Consider the following 14,127-nt stretch of genomic DNA (forward strand, 5'->3'; position numbering starts at 1 on the left):
TTTCGGAGCAAACACGACGTGATACTTACAATTCCATTTTGTGTGTGATAAACTATGGGTGTGATTTAGTGATGTCATTATTTCCTCCTGATTGTGATTGGTTGGCAGACCTCTCTCATCATATCACGCTGGAAATAACGGGCAATTATCGCTAAAGCTAAACGGAACCCCCGGTCTAACCGGGGGTTTTCTAATGCAAAAAAATCGACACAATCCCTTGTGCCGATTCCCTTTAAGCTTCGATTACTTTCAGTCCCGATGCCGCCGCCCATATGAATGCCGCAGTAAGGAATATGTGTCCCACGCCGGAGACGGCCACCATGCCGATGCGGGCGACATCACCGACGGTGTAGCTGTCGATCATGCCGTGCAAAAACATGGCGCTGAAAGAAAAGAACATGCCGAAATTATAAATGGTGAGGATTTTTTTCAGACGGACGTTTTCATAAGCGCGGTCCCGAAGAAGCAAATAGGCTAATGTCAAAAGAACAAAGCCTAACACGATTAAGTGGACGTGGAGGAATGCCATTTTCGAAACCACCGGGTAGATCTTTCCGATTTCCCGGTAAAAGGCCCCGGCAAATACGCCGAAAAATAAATAGGCCAGGGCAAATTGCAGCAGATCATTTTTGTCAAACTCGCCTTTTAAATTGCCGTAAAGCGTCCAAACGATGAGGACATACATCACCGTCTTCGGCATCATTAACATGCCGATGGTGGGCATGGTTTCTTTAAATAAAACAACCGGCACGTAGAAGAGGAAACTAAAGAATACATAGAGGTATAGCTTCCCGAAGTTTGTATTATATCGTTTTTTGTATAGCAGCACGATATCCACCAGGCCCATGATCACAAAGGGAATATTTGAAATCAAATCCATGGTTTGGGCGTGGTTAAACGATAAAATCACTGTCCCGATCCGAATAAGAAATAGCCCCGGCATGAGAACATCCAAAGTGCGATTCGATGCTTTCATCTCCCGCCGAATGTAATAGTAAAACAGGAGATAAAACAAAGACATGGTCATGGCCGAGACGCGGGTGCCGAAGAAAAGATCTGCGGCGTGGAGTTCAAATCCGTTGGCCTGTGCATTGGCAATAATCCTTGGAATCAAATGGAAAGCATCGCCAAGGCCCAGGAGCATGGCCATGGCCCCCACGAGGCCGCTATTTTCCTTTCGCAGAAGCAACATACGGATGCCTAGAAAAATGACAAAGATTAAATACATGCTGTCGAAAAACAGCTCAAATTCTTTCATCGCCGATCCCTCCCAACAAATACTCGATGTATTGTTTCGACGCTTCTCTAAATTCTTCTTTCGTGTAGTCCTCGATCATGCTGTCCTTGATTAACTCGTGAAAAACTGCCATCATATATAAAATTATATGGGCTTCGCTCTTGCCGTAATGCTTTTTTACAAAATCCTTCCCATGAGAAAGGCTGCTCTTTTCAAAGGCAAGAAACTGCGGGCGGTACAGATTTCTTAAATTGTGATCGTAAAGGGCTTCCAGCAAATAGTCCTGATACGCCCATAGGGTAGCCTCCGGATCGTGATGGTTCTTTTCAAGCAAATCAAAAAACACATGATGCACCTGCCCCGTGGCTTCCTTCAACACGGTGAAATAACAATCGTCTAAATCGTCGAAATATTGGTAAAACGAACCGCGGGCAATGCCCAAGGTTTTTACAATAGCCGTTACATTAATGGATTCAACCGGCGTTTCTTCAAAGAATTTTCGCAATTCTTTCTGTAGCCGTTCTTTTTTAGATGGTTCTAAATTTTCAAATGTCGCTCTTGCCATAATTCCTCCTTAATGACACTCTGTCACTTCTTAAATGATACGCTATTGACCCCTCTTTGTCAACGTCGCTTCTCCAAATAAAAAAATGCCTCGATACCCATCGAAGCATTTTAGAAAAACTGAAACTACACGTCCAAATCCAAATCATCGACATCGCCTGCGTCGTAACTGTCCCAATAACTGTCGTAATCGTCGTAAACCTCTTCCTCGTCGCCCTCGCCGTCGTAGTCTTCACCATAGAAGACATCCTGTTCTTTAAAGGACGCATCGCCGAAATTTTTGTGCGTGAAGATGCTCCGATCCGGCGCCTCCTCCCGGCGGCGTTCCTCTTCTTCGATGATCCAATGGACGAGCCACCATTCAAAATATTCCTCTTCGATGAGGCGCGCCTCTTCCTCTTCTGCTCTTTCGAAACGAAGATCCGTCGCCGGTTCAGAAGGCCCATGAGATTTAGATTCCCCCCTCGCATCCTTCACCAATCTCTCCAGGGCGTCAAACTTGACGCCGAAATTCGCTCTTTTCAAGGAATCTCCAGAGGCAAATAGCGGGGACTCCACCTTTTCCAGCAAAAAATCCGCCAAAGTGTCCAGAATCTTTCCTAAGACTTCCAAATTCCATAAGGACCCGTCCTCGTTATAAACGGCCCCCTTATCCATGAGCACTTCTAAATCTAAAATAGCTTTAAATTGACGGTCTTGAATCAAATAGGGATCGGTAATGGCCAGGCGCGCCAAAAAGCCGGCGACCTCTTCGCTGATATTGCCGGCGATGATGGTGTCGTAAACGGTCTTATAAAAGGTCCGTGCCGATTCAATTACCTCATCGAGGTCCTCTTCCTCATCCTCAAGGCCCAATGAATGAATCATCCGCTCTCTGTCCAATGGATTTGATGTCGGGCGTTGAATGAAATGAGCCTCTTTTTCTATGGGATTCGAAGTGCGTTTAACATTATAAGAAATAATCATTGCGCCAAATGCCACGACCAGAAATACAACAAACAATACGTATGGGTCCATCCCATCACCCCTTTATCGAGAAGAAATACATCCTCATGCAAAAAAATAGATCCGTTGTCAAACGTGCTACGATGCAAAATCATTAGAGTAAAATCCATTATTCTATGAATGCAATAAAAAAGCAAGCTTACATAAGTAAACTTGCTTTGGCGTACCGCAAAGGATTCGAACCCTAACGCACTTAAGATTCAATCTTTGAAGCCTCATCAACTCTCGTTTGATCATGTGGCCCGTCGCCATTAACTTGTATTTATTTATATCTGAATTCATTTTGAACCTTAACTTAAGATACCATAAGCTAATTCTAATTACAACACTTCTTCCTCGTATTCCTTCATAATCTTATAGAAGGTGTTCCGCTTTAGCCCTACCAGTTCCATAAACCTTGTAGCGGTAATTTCCTTCTCTTTCCACTTTGGATAGTTTGCTTCTATAATCTCTCTTTGTTGATCTGTTAACGTTGAGTAGTTCATCTTCGGTCTACCCAACTCTACCCCTTTCGCTTTGGCAAGGTCGATTCCTTCCCTTTGGCGTTGCCTTATCTTCAATCGTTCTTCTTCGGCAATAGCACCTAATACTTCTATTAGAATGTTATTTACCATTTCCATAACCCATTGAGAAGATTGTTCGCCTTCTAAATCTACCAGCGTTGTTGGAATGTTAAGTATCTTTACCCTTATGCCTTGCTCTTTGAAGTGTTCCAGTTCCCTTTTGATTTCTTCCTTGTTACGTCCCAAGCGGTCAAGTTCCTTCACAATAAGCGTATCACCCGAGCGTAGCATGGTGTTCCGAAGTGCAGAATAGTTTTCTCGCTTGAAGTCTTTTCCGCTTGCTTTGTCAACAATCATATGGCGTTCGTCAATGGAAATTCCTTTTTGATTGCAATAATCATAAATCGCTTTTACTTGCCTATCTGCATTTTGTTCTTTCGTCGACACTCTCGCATAACCGTAAGTATAACTATCTGCCATAATAGAACCCCCTTTTGATTTGGTGATTCTATTTTAGCCGAAGTGTTTTTAAATATCCAGTCTTTTTTATAAACATTTGTAAATTATTTTTGCTATGCTTATAAACACTATTTCCGTTTGTTTCGCCTTGTTTGTTTTTGTGTACTTTTATAAACAGATATTTTTAAGTGGTCATGAATAGAAATCTTCCGTTTGTTCCCTTCTCTATGTATCGCCGGTAAACCATTAGCACCGAAAAAAGATGGATCACTTTCCATTCTGTTTTGAATCTATGATTCATGAATCAATCTGTTCGTTCTAAATCATTAGCAACAAGAAAATGATAGGCGGGGAAGGCTATACACTCTCTGTTCATACGCTTTATGATTTGTCGTAGTATATTATCCCCTACTTTCATATCTGATTCATACCGTTAGCACCTCAACAAATTAGAAGGGGGGTAGTTAACTAATCTTTGAAAAGTTTTATCGGTTGCTAATATGCCCCCTAACCCCTTCCATAAAATTGGCGAAGAAAAAAGAACCAATTCAGATGTATCTGTATTTCAGCATGGGTACAAAAAAGACCACCTATTTTTTAGGTAGTCCATAAGTTGACTGAAATTTTATATAGTCCTCAACCTTACCATCTTTTAGTTTATGGTAAATTGTGCTGTAATTCAGATTGTTTTCCTTGACGTAATCCATTAGCGGAATATAGTCCCCTAAAAGTACGCCGGTTTCGTCATTCTCCAATTCCACGCCTTGCCAACTGATCCCCCTTTCATTACATTCACTTTTCACCCACGATACGGGTATAGCAAGGGAATTTCCGAAACGTATCGTTTTTTTAATCTTCCCTTCATTGATCCACCTTGTTATTTGTGGAGTTGATTTCGGGCTAATTCCTATGATTATGCACGCCTCAGTTGGCGTTACATAATCCACAACTCTATTCTTCATAATATCACCCCTATGTATCATTACATAGGATTATATCATATATTCCCCCTTTCATCATTTTATGTATTTTAAAAGGCTACCCGTTAAGATAGCCTTTTAATTATTCTTTTACAATTTCTGTAAAGTCTGACCAATCTTCAACTTTAAATGCTCGTATATCCCGAACACTTTCCTTGAACCAGTTGATTTTAGATAATCTGTTAATCGCACGGTAAACGTGCGTTAAATTATCTCTACTTGAATGGCTAATATAGAGGTTTCCCATCGCCCACTCAAAGCCAACCTCTTTCAGTTCTTGTCCTATTTCGTCATAGGCTCTATTGTATGGATCTCCATAACATTTTTTTAAAACATCTATTTCTAAATCAAAAACTATGCCATACATTCACTTAATCCCCTACAAATTCATCAACAGATTCACGGAACGTTTCCTCAAGTTCACTTATCGTTTCGCCACCATAGCAGACGATGGAATCAATTCCTTGTATCTCACCGAAAAACATTTCATCTTCTTCGCTGTACTCAATACTACCGATGTAGTCCTTGTATTTCATTAGTTTCATTGAATCCTCTTTGCCGTCTAGTCGTTCCACTAATTCAGGCTCTATGTCCATCGCTTCACAAGCTTCAAAATAGGCTTCGACTGCTCCCTTAAAATCTTCAATCATTTCTTCGATTGTATCTCCGTAAAATGCAAATGCACCATCAACAAGCAGATATCCAGAAATCTTCCCTTGTACTCTTTTTTCCTTTACAACTCCAGCAATACCTTTGTGTTGTAATACTTTCATAAAATTACACCTAAGCCTATACACTTGATTCAGAATAATCTAAATAACACTCACAAGCTTCCTTGAAATCTTGAATCGCTTCCTCTTCCGTATCTCCAAAAAAAGAAAAATATCCTTCAACACCTAAAATCTCACCGATAAAAACATTATCTCTAGGATCAAAATCATACGAACCTAAAAGGTTTTTATATTTTAGTAGCTTCATAAAATCCCCTATTCGCTAAGCACATTATTATTTTCTTGTTCGCAATTCTCTAAATAAAATTCAACTACTTCCTTGAAATCTTGAATCAGTTCTTTTTCTGTTTTTCCATAAAAACAAGCAACGCCGTTTATTAGCAAATGACCGCAATAATCGCCTTCGATTTTTTCGTCTTCAACTACGCCAACAATTCCCTTGTGCATAATCTTTCTCATAAAATCACCATAATTCTTTGTTAAATCATTCGGTCATTTCTATACTTTTATTAAATTCTTCAATATATGTTTCAATACCTTCCTTAAATGATTCTTCTAACTCCTCTTTCGTTTTACCACAAAAATCTATCACGGGTTCAATTCCGAGGATAATTCCATAGAATTCTTGCTTATCTTCATAAAATTGGTATTCGCCTTTAAAGTTCCTATACCTTATGTAGTTAACCATATTATGCCTCCAGCAAAGCCTAAATCTACTGTTCCTTAAAATCTCAACACGATTATTCTTATACCGATACCTAACTAACTACGCTTCCTTCAGTTTAACATCATTTTTAAGTTTAGCACAAATAAAAATGGATTTTCGAAGTTAAGCAATCAAAAAAAGGTTTATGGTTAAGCAGTTTATAAACAGAGCGAGAACATACGTTCTAGCTGTTCACTTCATATTCAATGCCTATCAATCATAGACTAATCTTTTAAGCATTCACTTTCTCTATGTTATATTTTTATCAAATGTATTCACTATTTCTTTTTTTGTGTTACCTAACCTATACGCCTACTTCATGCCATTTGTTTGACTTGATCTTTTAAAGTTTAGCAATAATAATTGTTAATAGCCTATCAAGTGAATAGGTTCTCTATATATGGCTAAGAATAACCTCTCTTAATATGCTATTAAAAAAGATAGGACTTTTTAGATCCTATCTTTGGTACTTCTCTTATATTTAGTTTTAACTCTTAGTAGTCATTTTCAGAAAATTCCCAAGGCTCTAACTTATACTCTTTTGAGGCAACATCATAAACTACATCGACTTTTCTTCCATTTGCTTTCTTATAGGTGTATTTGATTGTTGTAAAATCAACACCATCTCTAACACTTGTTCCTGTGTTTGTAATCAATTGGCCTTTCATTGTTGGTGATGGTTCTCCGGGTTCTACAACTCTATCGCATTTCATATAAGATTCTATCCCTTGTTCGTTAATCAATGTTAGTTGATACCGTAAGATTGGACAATCTGATTTATTTAAGAACCTAATATATATCCAACTTGATAAATCACGATCAAGATGAGCATTAAAGTTATCTAAATCAATTGGTATATCTGGTACTTTAACCTCCGGTTGTCCTTGTTGTCTTAAATGAAATAAATCCGCAATAGAAAAACTGACTGACGATTGCTCGCTAGTGTTTGCATAATTATCCGCACCAGTATCAGTGCCTGTAAAAGCATAAAGCATACTAAACACTAACCAAGTGACAATAAGGCGGTTATACCACTTTCTAATTCTGGACGGCTTCTTGGCTTGAAATTCAGAATCAATTTTGTGAGAACCTAAATTCAAATCGTATTCGACGTATACATTCGAATTATTCTCTGCTAAATATGTAAACTTGATTTTATAAATTTCAATATCATCCGGCGAATTTTCTATCTTATTTTGAACCGCTTTATTTGGCAATACAATTGAATTGATGCAATATCCAACGCCTTTCTTCAGGCTTTGTGATATCCCCTCTACGCAAAAATCAACGATAGGGTAAGAAGATTTGTTTTGAAAATACAATACCCGCTTATCTTCATCATCTTTATCAGACAAGGTATAGACTAGCTGATCTATGGTTACATCTGAAGTGCTTTTGATACCCGAATTGGCTTTTAGTCTCTTACGCTCTCCAAAGAACATCACCAGCATACAGACAAATCCAACAAGCCCATTAAATACTATACCATCACTGCTTATGCCTTTTGTGATGAAGCTATACATGAACCAAACCGCACCAATGATGCTTATATAAAAAAACTTTTTCTCTTTGAATGAATTGGTACTCGCTATTTTTCCAAGTTTCATCTTCTCCTCCAGTCACCACTTTATTTCCACTTTATCTATTTTATCACATACATAATTATATATCCAAATACATTATTAAATCTCTAGCAAGTTGAACCATCACAACTTAGGAAGCCCAAAGCCGGAAGAACCCGCCAGGATATAAGAACGAATCCATCATTCTTCTTGTCTTAACAGCTCTATGATGAACCTAACCTTATCAGATTAAGACGGCGACTAGGGGCTTTTCTGCCCCCTATCGCCTTAATCTAATTTAAAATCAGTTTGCGGAAAATGGTGTTCATTCGGTGGCATGCGTATATATAAGGCGAAAACCACCAAACATACACCATAGTTAACGGTTTATCAATCTTTTACGATTCTGTATGTCTTTTTATCTCTAGTATTTTTTTCTCTAGAAATTCTTGACTCTATCCTATAACCGTATTCTGCTAAATGATTGTTGATAGTCTTAACGGTTTTCGAAACAGTACCGTTCTTATTTTTAAAATTCAAGTCCTTCGCCAACATATCAAATTCATTTTTTAGCAATTCCCTGTTTCCATATTTAGCGAAGCATTTCTGAATTCTTTGTGCTAATAGTTTTCGTGTTTCTTCTCTCTCCTGATCTTTCAGTGCTTCTTGAATTCGCTTTTCATTTTCGATTCGATCATTTTCTTTTTTGTATTCTTCCTCTACTTTATCCAAGCCCTTTACTGGCGGAAGAAGAACAGAATTATCTGAATGGGTTAGCAGTGTATAAATGTGTCCGAAGTGATAGTTAAATATATTCTCACCATCTAAGCTATCAAATTCTAACAATTCTTCATAGGCTTTTTTCGTGTATCTACACTGTTCGATTCTAAACAGATTCGGCTCGGAATCTTCGCCGCTATTATTTTGCTTAGCTTCTTCGCTATTTATTGTCCTTTGTGAATCTCTGATTTTATTTTTAATGTCTCCTAATTCCGGCACAATGAATGTAATCTCTAATTTCTCTTTATCGTTTCTGTTTTTTGTACGTATTCGCCCGATCATCTGAACCACCGAATCGTAATTCACATAATCTATGATTACACGCTTCACCTGCCTATCACGAATGTTAATGCCGTTATCTAATACTTTGGTCGTAACTAGCACATCTTTATTGAATTTTTCATTATCTACAATGCGTTCCCTTTCTTCATGGTCAACAAATCTACTGAACCCGTCTGTATCATAGAGGCTACATAGAAAGGCACCCCCTTTGTATTTCTTATCTAATAAGGATTTACCATCTGCCATTCCCTTGACAATCAAGGCATATCGTTTATTGTTGGAGAAGTATATCATCTTATTGTATGGATTGCTTAACTTTACTTGTTCGCTAATGAATTTATCTTTATCCTTTTCATGAATGTAGTTAAATATAAAGTGATTGTTTACGTGTTGAATGATATTATCATCTTCTTCCGGTATGGTCATATATTCACTGTCGCAATTATCTATTAAGTCTTGAATACCCGGTGTCAATTGTCTTAGCAAATCAACTTCCTTCATTCTCTCAAAATGTTCAATCTTGTTTTTTGCTTCATACGCTCTTACAGCGTTAATAAACGCCTCAGGTGTAGCGGTCATAAACACTTTTATCCCGTTACAATGGTTAAAAAGGTATTCGAATTCTTTTTCGGTATTGTCGTTGAATTCAGAATCACTTGTAAAATAGTGGGCTTCATCTAAAATCAGATAGTCTACTTCTCTAATATCTCGCTCTACGAATTCTTCCGTTCTTCGGAAATACTCATCAACTAATTGTTGTGATAAACCCGTACGCTTCCTGAAGTTATTTTTAAATTTTCGTCTTTTCTCTTTATCGGTTTCAAATAAAATATTCCCAATTATTTGATAGCAATATGTCAATGTGTTGTCAATAATATCTCGGTCATTACTTCCATTTTTATTTTTTTGTGCTTGCGTACGTTTCACGTATTTTTTGTTTTGGTCTTTTAGCAATGAACGGTTCGAAAGAATGGCTACCTTTTTTCCCGTACCCAATAAGTAGTCATACACGAAACTAGTTTTGCCGCTTTCTAATGGGGCACTAACCAGGATATTTTTATATCCCATTTCGTTTAGGGAATTTACTCTGTTAAATAGCCGCTTGCCATCAACAAAAAGGCGATCATCTGATTGTCTCGTGTTTCTTCTACTCATATTCCCCGCTCCGTTATAAAGGTTAAATGTAATGCCGTTCTTTAATAGTGAAATAGGGAAGGGATTTCCTTCCCTGAATATTCACCATTATATCAAAATCTCAATCGGCTTTAAATCTCCTCGTATCGTCTCGCAATCGTATTTGAACCTAATTCTTTTCGCCGGTTCATGTCCTTAACACTGGCATAAAAGTAATAGGCACTATCCACTAAGGTTTGAATATTGAATCGCCAATCTTTTTTTATGTCTCGCTTATGGTTCGGTTTCTTGCCCATACGATGAAGGCAAGGCGTGAAATGAAATTCTATGTCGCTTTTAGTATCATCTAAGTAAATGGTAGCGATGGCTATATCTGTTTTCTTGCTTTTGCTTTTCTTATAAATCACTACACGATTCCCGTTATTTTCAGTCTTTATGTCCAGCCCGATTCGGTTCATCTGATCGTATAGTTTTAAGTACTGATCCACAAATACATTCACATATTCAAAATCAATTCCGCTATTCATTTTCTCTTGTTCCTTATCTATTTTTATTGCTCCTTTTGATTATCTACAAGTTTTTTAGCGTTAAGGTAATAGGTGGCTATGCTTCTATAAAGTGTTTCCACATCATCTTGTACCGTTCGATTTTTAAATTTCTTCGGTTTCGCTTCGGCGTATCGTTTTCTGTACGCCACATAGGAATCAATATTGAAGCACATCGGATAGTATTTTTCACTTGCTAAATAGATAAGAACGACCGCTTTATTTTTGTTCATTTCCTTATCGAAGTAGTAAATAACGACTTTTCTTCCTCTATCTTCTACCTTGCTTCGAAGCCCTATACGGTTCATGTTTTCCATTAGTGCTTTATAGCTTTTTACGTTTTGAATTGGCAATATTCTTTCTCTCCTAACTTCATTGTTCTTATTCATGTCTATTCAAGGCTCTAGGTTCTAATTTAAGGCGTTTTAAATTCTTATTGATAGTTACACTTGCCTAAAAATAGAAAAAGGCTATTGCTGTTTAGCACAATAGCCTTATGAATTTGTTATGGTTCATTGAAAAAAGAAATTGAATGTGAATGATGTTCATTGCCTAAGCAGTTTATTCTCTGCTTTATGTTATCGTCTATCCGGCTTGCCTTGTAGTGGAACAATATGTAGGCTTCGCCTTTATGAATCAGTTGGGTTGCTTATGGCTCGCACGATTTTTTAAGTAACTTTAGTAACATCACCTTCCTAATTTGATCTATTTTTGTGAACATCACTATCTCTTATTCTCTTTTCACTTATATTATACCCATTTAGGCAAGCGTTAACAACCTTTCTTCAAATTTTTATCCTCTATAACCCGCATGATTAAGCCATTTATATTTGTAATAGAAGCGTAATATAAGAATATTGATTCGTTTTTTGTACTTGTTTTCCCACTTTTCCCGCTCGCTATCATGATCTAAAATAAAAACCCTAACATAAGCGTTAGGGCTCTTCATCAATAGTCCGTTAGGAAATCTTCTAAATCTATATCCTCGTAATCAAAGAACAGTTCCACATCTTCACAATCAATTGGCGGATCATATTCGGCTTCTTGATTCGTAAGAACAAAAGTAAATACTAAGTTTGCGAATTGGTGAACGGGTATATGCCAATCTTGTTTCCGCTCGCCGTCTGTATTGACTTGTGAATAGTAATAATCCCGAAGGTTATCAATGTTGAATTGTACTTGTGCCGGTGAACCCGACGACGTATCAATCTCTGCTAAAATACTTACATCTCCACCTTCGCTAACGGTAATGGTGTCCTCTTCGAAGGTTGTTTCACAGCCGCAAAATTCCATACATTCTTCAAATTCTCTATAATTCATTCCAATTCCTACCTTTCATGCTTCTTTTTTTGTTACTTCTTCTTATTTGAGGCTCTCACGTCCATTTTAAGGCGTTTTAATCTTTTATAGATGGAATTATATTCCTATTTATCTATAACGCCTTATATTTGATTGTGTAGCCTTATATAGTGATATTATCCTTATTTCTAATTCTAAAGCGTTGATTATCTGTATTCTTCTTTCGTATAAGCCCTTTTATAGGCGAAGCGGTCTTGTGCGAACGTAACAGGTCATTTTCATCAATCTGAATATACTTTTTTGTCGTGTTTAGATTGCTATGCCCCATGACCTTTTGAAGATAAAGAAGATTCCCTTCATGGCGAAGGTATTCTGTTCCGAAGAAGTGGCGTAGTTGATAAGGTGTTACCTTTACGCCTGCTAATTTTGAATAACGCTTCATGTTATTTCTTAGGACGTGGGTTTCCATTTCTTCGCCGTCTTCCGTTAAGAATAGATGGTCTTTGTTCTCCCATTGACTTAAGACGATTTCCCGAAGATTGACAAGGCTGTTCTTCACTTCATCGGATATAGGCGTAATCCTATCTTTCTTCGTTTTTGTGATGTCTTTTGTGAGGAAGATATATCCCTTCTGCAAGTCTACATGACTCACCTTAAGGCGTACCACTTCGGCTGGTCTTATGCCGGTATCTGCCATTAGCAGAATCATTGTCCTATCTCGCTTACCTACATAACTGTATGAAGGTATAACCGCTAACAAGGCTTCCAGTTCTTCAATACAGGTAGGCTTCGGCTGGTCAACTTCTTTTCGTCTTGTGATCTTTAATTCCTTGATTGGATTTGCTTTCAGTATCTCTTCTTCAATAAGAAAATTAAAATAGCAATTCAAATGTGCCCGTTGGTTATTGAACGCCATATCAGAATACCAGTTGATCTTATAGAAGAAGTCTGCTGTTTGCTCTAGGAGATTGTCATAATCCATAGGCTTTTCAGTTTGGTGTTCAAAGTTCATGAATATTTTGCGATAGCTTTCTAAGGTAATTTCTTTAATGCCATTCACTTTTTTAGACAACAAAAAACGCATCTGCAACGTGTCTAGTTTAAATTGACTTTTCTTCATATCACCCTCTTTTCATACTCCAATAGTTAGAGGTTAAAAGAATTCGGATATAAAGTAAGTTATTTAAAATCTAAACACGCAACAAATGCGTATTTTTGCTAAGCTTACATAAGTAAACTTGCTTTGGCGTACCGCAAAGGATTCGAACCCTCGACCTTCTGGTCCGTAGCCAGACGCTCTATCCAGCTGAGCTAGCGGTACAAATGGAGCGGAAGACGAGATTCGAACTCGCGACCCTCGCCTTGGCAAGGCGATGCTCTACCACTGAGCCACTTCCGCATATGGTGGAGGAGAGTGGATTCGAACCACTGAAAGCTGAGCTAACGGATTTACAGTCCGTCCCCTTTGGCCAACTCGGGAACTCCTCCATATGTAATTGCATCCATTTTAGAAAAAATGGCGACCTGGATCGGACTCGAACCGACGACCTCCAGCGTGACAGGCTGGCATTCTAACCAACTGAACTACCAGGCCAGGTTGGTGGGCGCAATAGGGCTCGAACCTATGACCCCCTGCTTGTAAGGCAGGTGCTCTCCCAACTGAGCTATGCGCCCTTATATGGTGACCCCGCCGGGATTCGAACCCGGGTAACCGCCGTGAAAGGGCGGTGTCTTAACCGCTTGACCACGGGGCCATTTGGTAGCGGTGAACAGATTTGAACTGCTGACACTACGGGTATGAACCGTATGCTCTAGCCAACTGAGCTACACCGCCATAATTTGGTTCTTCGCGTAAAACCAACGCGAATCGCCTCAAAAAAATAATGGTAGCGGGAGCAGGATTTGAACCTACGACCTTCGGGTTATGAGCCCGACGAGCTACCAGACTGCTCCATCCCGCGATACATATTGCTGATGGACACATGATCCATGGTGGTGCCGAGGACCGGAATCGAACCGGTACGATCTCAACGACCGCAGGATTTTAAGTCCTGTGCGTCTGCCAGTTCCGCCACCCCGGCTTATGGCTCTCAGGGTGGGACTCGAACCCACAACCTACCGGTTAACAGCCGGTTGCTCCACCATTGAGCTACCTAAGACTATTAATTTAATTGGATTCATCAGTAATATAATTCAGAAGAAAAATCTTCTGCCCGGCAATTTCCTACTCTCCCAGGTCGTTACCAACCAAGTACCATCGGCGTTAAGAGGCTTAACTTCTGTGTTCGGCATGGGTACAGGTGTGTCCCTCTTGCTATCGTCACCGGACGAACCAAGTGC

Annotated in this window: 16 protein-coding genes, 10 tRNA genes, 1 rRNA gene and 1 pseudogene; all 28 read right to left on the reverse strand. The window is 38.7% G+C overall.

Annotated features, from left to right (window positions below; genetic code table 11):
• Nucleotides 1-78: pseudogene (locus KO087_RS09665) on the reverse strand (IS200/IS605 family transposase); the annotation flags it as partial.
• A gap of 154 nt (nucleotides 79-232) precedes the next feature.
• Nucleotides 233-1,258: a DUF2871 family protein gene (locus KO087_RS09060; RefSeq protein ID WP_215508914.1), complete on the reverse strand. Its 1,026-nt coding sequence runs from the start codon at nucleotides 1,256-1,258 to the stop codon at nucleotides 233-235.
• Nucleotides 1,245-1,802, reverse strand: coding sequence for a TetR/AcrR family transcriptional regulator (locus KO087_RS09065; RefSeq protein WP_215508915.1), 558 nt, complete (start codon nucleotides 1,800-1,802; stop codon nucleotides 1,245-1,247). The genes KO087_RS09060 and KO087_RS09065 overlap by 14 nt, the downstream gene beginning before the upstream one ends.
• Nucleotides 1,803-1,927: 125 nt before the next feature.
• Complete coding sequence (locus KO087_RS09070; RefSeq protein WP_215508916.1) at nucleotides 1,928-2,668, reverse strand: hypothetical protein; 741 nt, start codon at nucleotides 2,666-2,668, stop codon at nucleotides 1,928-1,930.
• A gap of 458 nt (nucleotides 2,669-3,126) precedes the next feature.
• Nucleotides 3,127-3,789, reverse strand: a complete 663-nt coding sequence (locus tag KO087_RS09075; RefSeq protein ID WP_215508917.1) for a recombinase family protein — start codon at nucleotides 3,787-3,789, stop codon at nucleotides 3,127-3,129.
• A 569-nt stretch (nucleotides 3,790-4,358) separates the two neighbouring features.
• Nucleotides 4,359-4,730: a helix-turn-helix transcriptional regulator gene (locus KO087_RS09080; protein WP_215508918.1), complete on the reverse strand. Its 372-nt coding sequence runs from the start codon at nucleotides 4,728-4,730 to the stop codon at nucleotides 4,359-4,361.
• A gap of 100 nt (nucleotides 4,731-4,830) precedes the next feature.
• Nucleotides 4,831-5,115, reverse strand: coding sequence for a virulence protein (locus KO087_RS09085; protein WP_215508919.1), 285 nt, complete (start codon nucleotides 5,113-5,115; stop codon nucleotides 4,831-4,833).
• A 4-nt stretch (nucleotides 5,116-5,119) separates the two neighbouring features.
• The gene (locus tag KO087_RS09090) at nucleotides 5,120-5,521 is read right to left on the reverse strand and encodes a hypothetical protein (protein WP_215508920.1); all 402 of its coding nucleotides are present in this window, start codon (nucleotides 5,519-5,521) and stop codon (nucleotides 5,120-5,122) included.
• A 16-nt stretch (nucleotides 5,522-5,537) separates the two neighbouring features.
• Nucleotides 5,538-5,726, reverse strand: a complete 189-nt coding sequence (locus KO087_RS09095; RefSeq protein WP_215508921.1) for a hypothetical protein — start codon at nucleotides 5,724-5,726, stop codon at nucleotides 5,538-5,540.
• 8 nt (nucleotides 5,727-5,734) lie between these two features.
• Nucleotides 5,735-5,938, reverse strand: a complete 204-nt coding sequence (locus tag KO087_RS09100) for a hypothetical protein (protein ID WP_215508922.1) — start codon at nucleotides 5,936-5,938, stop codon at nucleotides 5,735-5,737.
• Between the two features lie 25 nt (nucleotides 5,939-5,963).
• The gene (locus KO087_RS09105; protein WP_215508923.1) at nucleotides 5,964-6,167 is read right to left on the reverse strand and encodes a hypothetical protein; all 204 of its coding nucleotides are present in this window, start codon (nucleotides 6,165-6,167) and stop codon (nucleotides 5,964-5,966) included.
• 512 nt (nucleotides 6,168-6,679) lie between these two features.
• Nucleotides 6,680-7,792, reverse strand: coding sequence for a hypothetical protein (locus tag KO087_RS09110; RefSeq protein WP_215508924.1), 1,113 nt, complete (start codon nucleotides 7,790-7,792; stop codon nucleotides 6,680-6,682).
• Between the two features lie 345 nt (nucleotides 7,793-8,137).
• Nucleotides 8,138-9,964, reverse strand: a complete 1,827-nt coding sequence (locus KO087_RS09115; RefSeq protein WP_215508925.1) for a helicase-related protein — start codon at nucleotides 9,962-9,964, stop codon at nucleotides 8,138-8,140.
• Nucleotides 9,965-10,074: 110 nt separating this feature from the next.
• Nucleotides 10,075-10,470, reverse strand: a complete 396-nt coding sequence (locus KO087_RS09120) for a hypothetical protein (RefSeq protein ID WP_215508926.1) — start codon at nucleotides 10,468-10,470, stop codon at nucleotides 10,075-10,077.
• Between the two features lie 23 nt (nucleotides 10,471-10,493).
• Nucleotides 10,494-10,877, reverse strand: a complete 384-nt coding sequence (locus KO087_RS09125; protein ID WP_215508927.1) for a hypothetical protein — start codon at nucleotides 10,875-10,877, stop codon at nucleotides 10,494-10,496.
• Between the two features lie 559 nt (nucleotides 10,878-11,436).
• On the reverse strand, nucleotides 11,437-11,808 hold the full coding sequence (locus KO087_RS09130; protein WP_215508928.1) for a hypothetical protein: 372 nt from the start codon (nucleotides 11,806-11,808) through the stop codon (nucleotides 11,437-11,439).
• A gap of 142 nt (nucleotides 11,809-11,950) precedes the next feature.
• A complete protein-coding gene (locus KO087_RS09135; RefSeq protein WP_215508929.1) occupies nucleotides 11,951-12,907 on the reverse strand; it encodes a tyrosine-type recombinase/integrase in 957 nt (318 codons plus the stop codon).
• Between the two features lie 124 nt (nucleotides 12,908-13,031).
• Nucleotides 13,032-13,108: transfer RNA gene (locus KO087_RS09140), tRNA-Arg, on the reverse strand.
• A gap of 3 nt (nucleotides 13,109-13,111) precedes the next feature.
• Nucleotides 13,112-13,186: transfer RNA gene (locus tag KO087_RS09145), tRNA-Gly, on the reverse strand.
• Nucleotides 13,187-13,189: 3 nt separating this feature from the next.
• Nucleotides 13,190-13,275, reverse strand: a tRNA-Tyr gene (locus tag KO087_RS09150).
• A 29-nt stretch (nucleotides 13,276-13,304) separates the two neighbouring features.
• A tRNA-Asp gene (locus KO087_RS09155) sits at nucleotides 13,305-13,381 on the reverse strand.
• 4 nt (nucleotides 13,382-13,385) lie between these two features.
• A tRNA-Val gene (locus KO087_RS09160) sits at nucleotides 13,386-13,461 on the reverse strand.
• A gap of 5 nt (nucleotides 13,462-13,466) precedes the next feature.
• A tRNA-Glu gene (locus KO087_RS09165) sits at nucleotides 13,467-13,541 on the reverse strand.
• Between the two features lie 3 nt (nucleotides 13,542-13,544).
• Nucleotides 13,545-13,621 (reverse strand) — tRNA-Met (locus KO087_RS09170).
• Between the two features lie 50 nt (nucleotides 13,622-13,671).
• A tRNA-Met gene (locus KO087_RS09175) sits at nucleotides 13,672-13,748 on the reverse strand.
• 32 nt (nucleotides 13,749-13,780) lie between these two features.
• Nucleotides 13,781-13,868: transfer RNA gene (locus tag KO087_RS09180), tRNA-Leu, on the reverse strand.
• A 3-nt stretch (nucleotides 13,869-13,871) separates the two neighbouring features.
• A tRNA-Asn gene (locus tag KO087_RS09185) sits at nucleotides 13,872-13,946 on the reverse strand.
• Between the two features lie 52 nt (nucleotides 13,947-13,998).
• A 5S ribosomal RNA gene (rrf, locus tag KO087_RS09190) occupies nucleotides 13,999-14,115 on the reverse strand.
• Nucleotides 14,116-14,127 lie beyond the last annotated feature (12 nt).

The organism is Peptoniphilus rachelemmaiella, from assembly GCF_943169845.1.
Lineage (GTDB): Bacteria > Bacillota > Clostridia > Tissierellales > Peptoniphilaceae > Aedoeadaptatus > Aedoeadaptatus rachelemmaiella.

Bases quoted from the DNA above. Each gene is read 5' to 3' on its own strand.
- KO087_RS09100 (WP_215508922.1), bottom strand. From the start codon at position 5,938: ATGAGAAAGATTATGCACAAGGGAATTGTTGGCGTAGTTGAAGACGAA.
- KO087_RS09060 (WP_215508914.1), bottom strand. From the start codon at position 1,258: ATGAAAGAATTTGAGCTGTTTTTCGACAGCATGTATTTAATCTTTGTC.
- KO087_RS09120 (WP_215508926.1), bottom strand. From the start codon at position 10,470: ATGAATAGCGGAATTGATTTTGAATATGTGAATGTATTTGTGGATCAG.
- KO087_RS09110 (WP_215508924.1), bottom strand. From the start codon at position 7,792: ATGAAACTTGGAAAAATAGCGAGTACCAATTCATTCAAAGAGAAAAAG.
- KO087_RS09065 (WP_215508915.1), bottom strand. From the start codon at position 1,802: ATGGCAAGAGCGACATTTGAAAATTTAGAACCATCTAAAAAAGAACGG.
- KO087_RS09075 (WP_215508917.1), bottom strand. From the start codon at position 3,789: ATGGCAGATAGTTATACTTACGGTTATGCGAGAGTGTCGACGAAAGAA.
- KO087_RS09095 (WP_215508921.1), bottom strand. From the start codon at position 5,726: ATGAAGCTACTAAAATATAAAAACCTTTTAGGTTCGTATGATTTTGAT.
- KO087_RS09085 (WP_215508919.1), bottom strand. From the start codon at position 5,115: ATGTATGGCATAGTTTTTGATTTAGAAATAGATGTTTTAAAAAAATGT.
- KO087_RS09070 (WP_215508916.1), bottom strand. From the start codon at position 2,668: ATGATTCATTCATTGGGCCTTGAGGATGAGGAAGAGGACCTCGATGAG.
- KO087_RS09115 (WP_215508925.1), bottom strand. From the start codon at position 9,964: ATGAGTAGAAGAAACACGAGACAATCAGATGATCGCCTTTTTGTTGAT.
- KO087_RS09135 (WP_215508929.1), bottom strand. From the start codon at position 12,907: ATGAAGAAAAGTCAATTTAAACTAGACACGTTGCAGATGCGTTTTTTG.
- KO087_RS09105 (WP_215508923.1), bottom strand. From the start codon at position 6,167: ATGGTTAACTACATAAGGTATAGGAACTTTAAAGGCGAATACCAATTT.
- KO087_RS09090 (WP_215508920.1), bottom strand. From the start codon at position 5,521: ATGAAAGTATTACAACACAAAGGTATTGCTGGAGTTGTAAAGGAAAAA.
- KO087_RS09130 (WP_215508928.1), bottom strand. From the start codon at position 11,808: ATGAATTATAGAGAATTTGAAGAATGTATGGAATTTTGCGGCTGTGAA.
- KO087_RS09080 (WP_215508918.1), bottom strand. From the start codon at position 4,730: ATGAAGAATAGAGTTGTGGATTATGTAACGCCAACTGAGGCGTGCATA.
- KO087_RS09125 (WP_215508927.1), bottom strand. From the start codon at position 10,877: ATGAATAAGAACAATGAAGTTAGGAGAGAAAGAATATTGCCAATTCAA.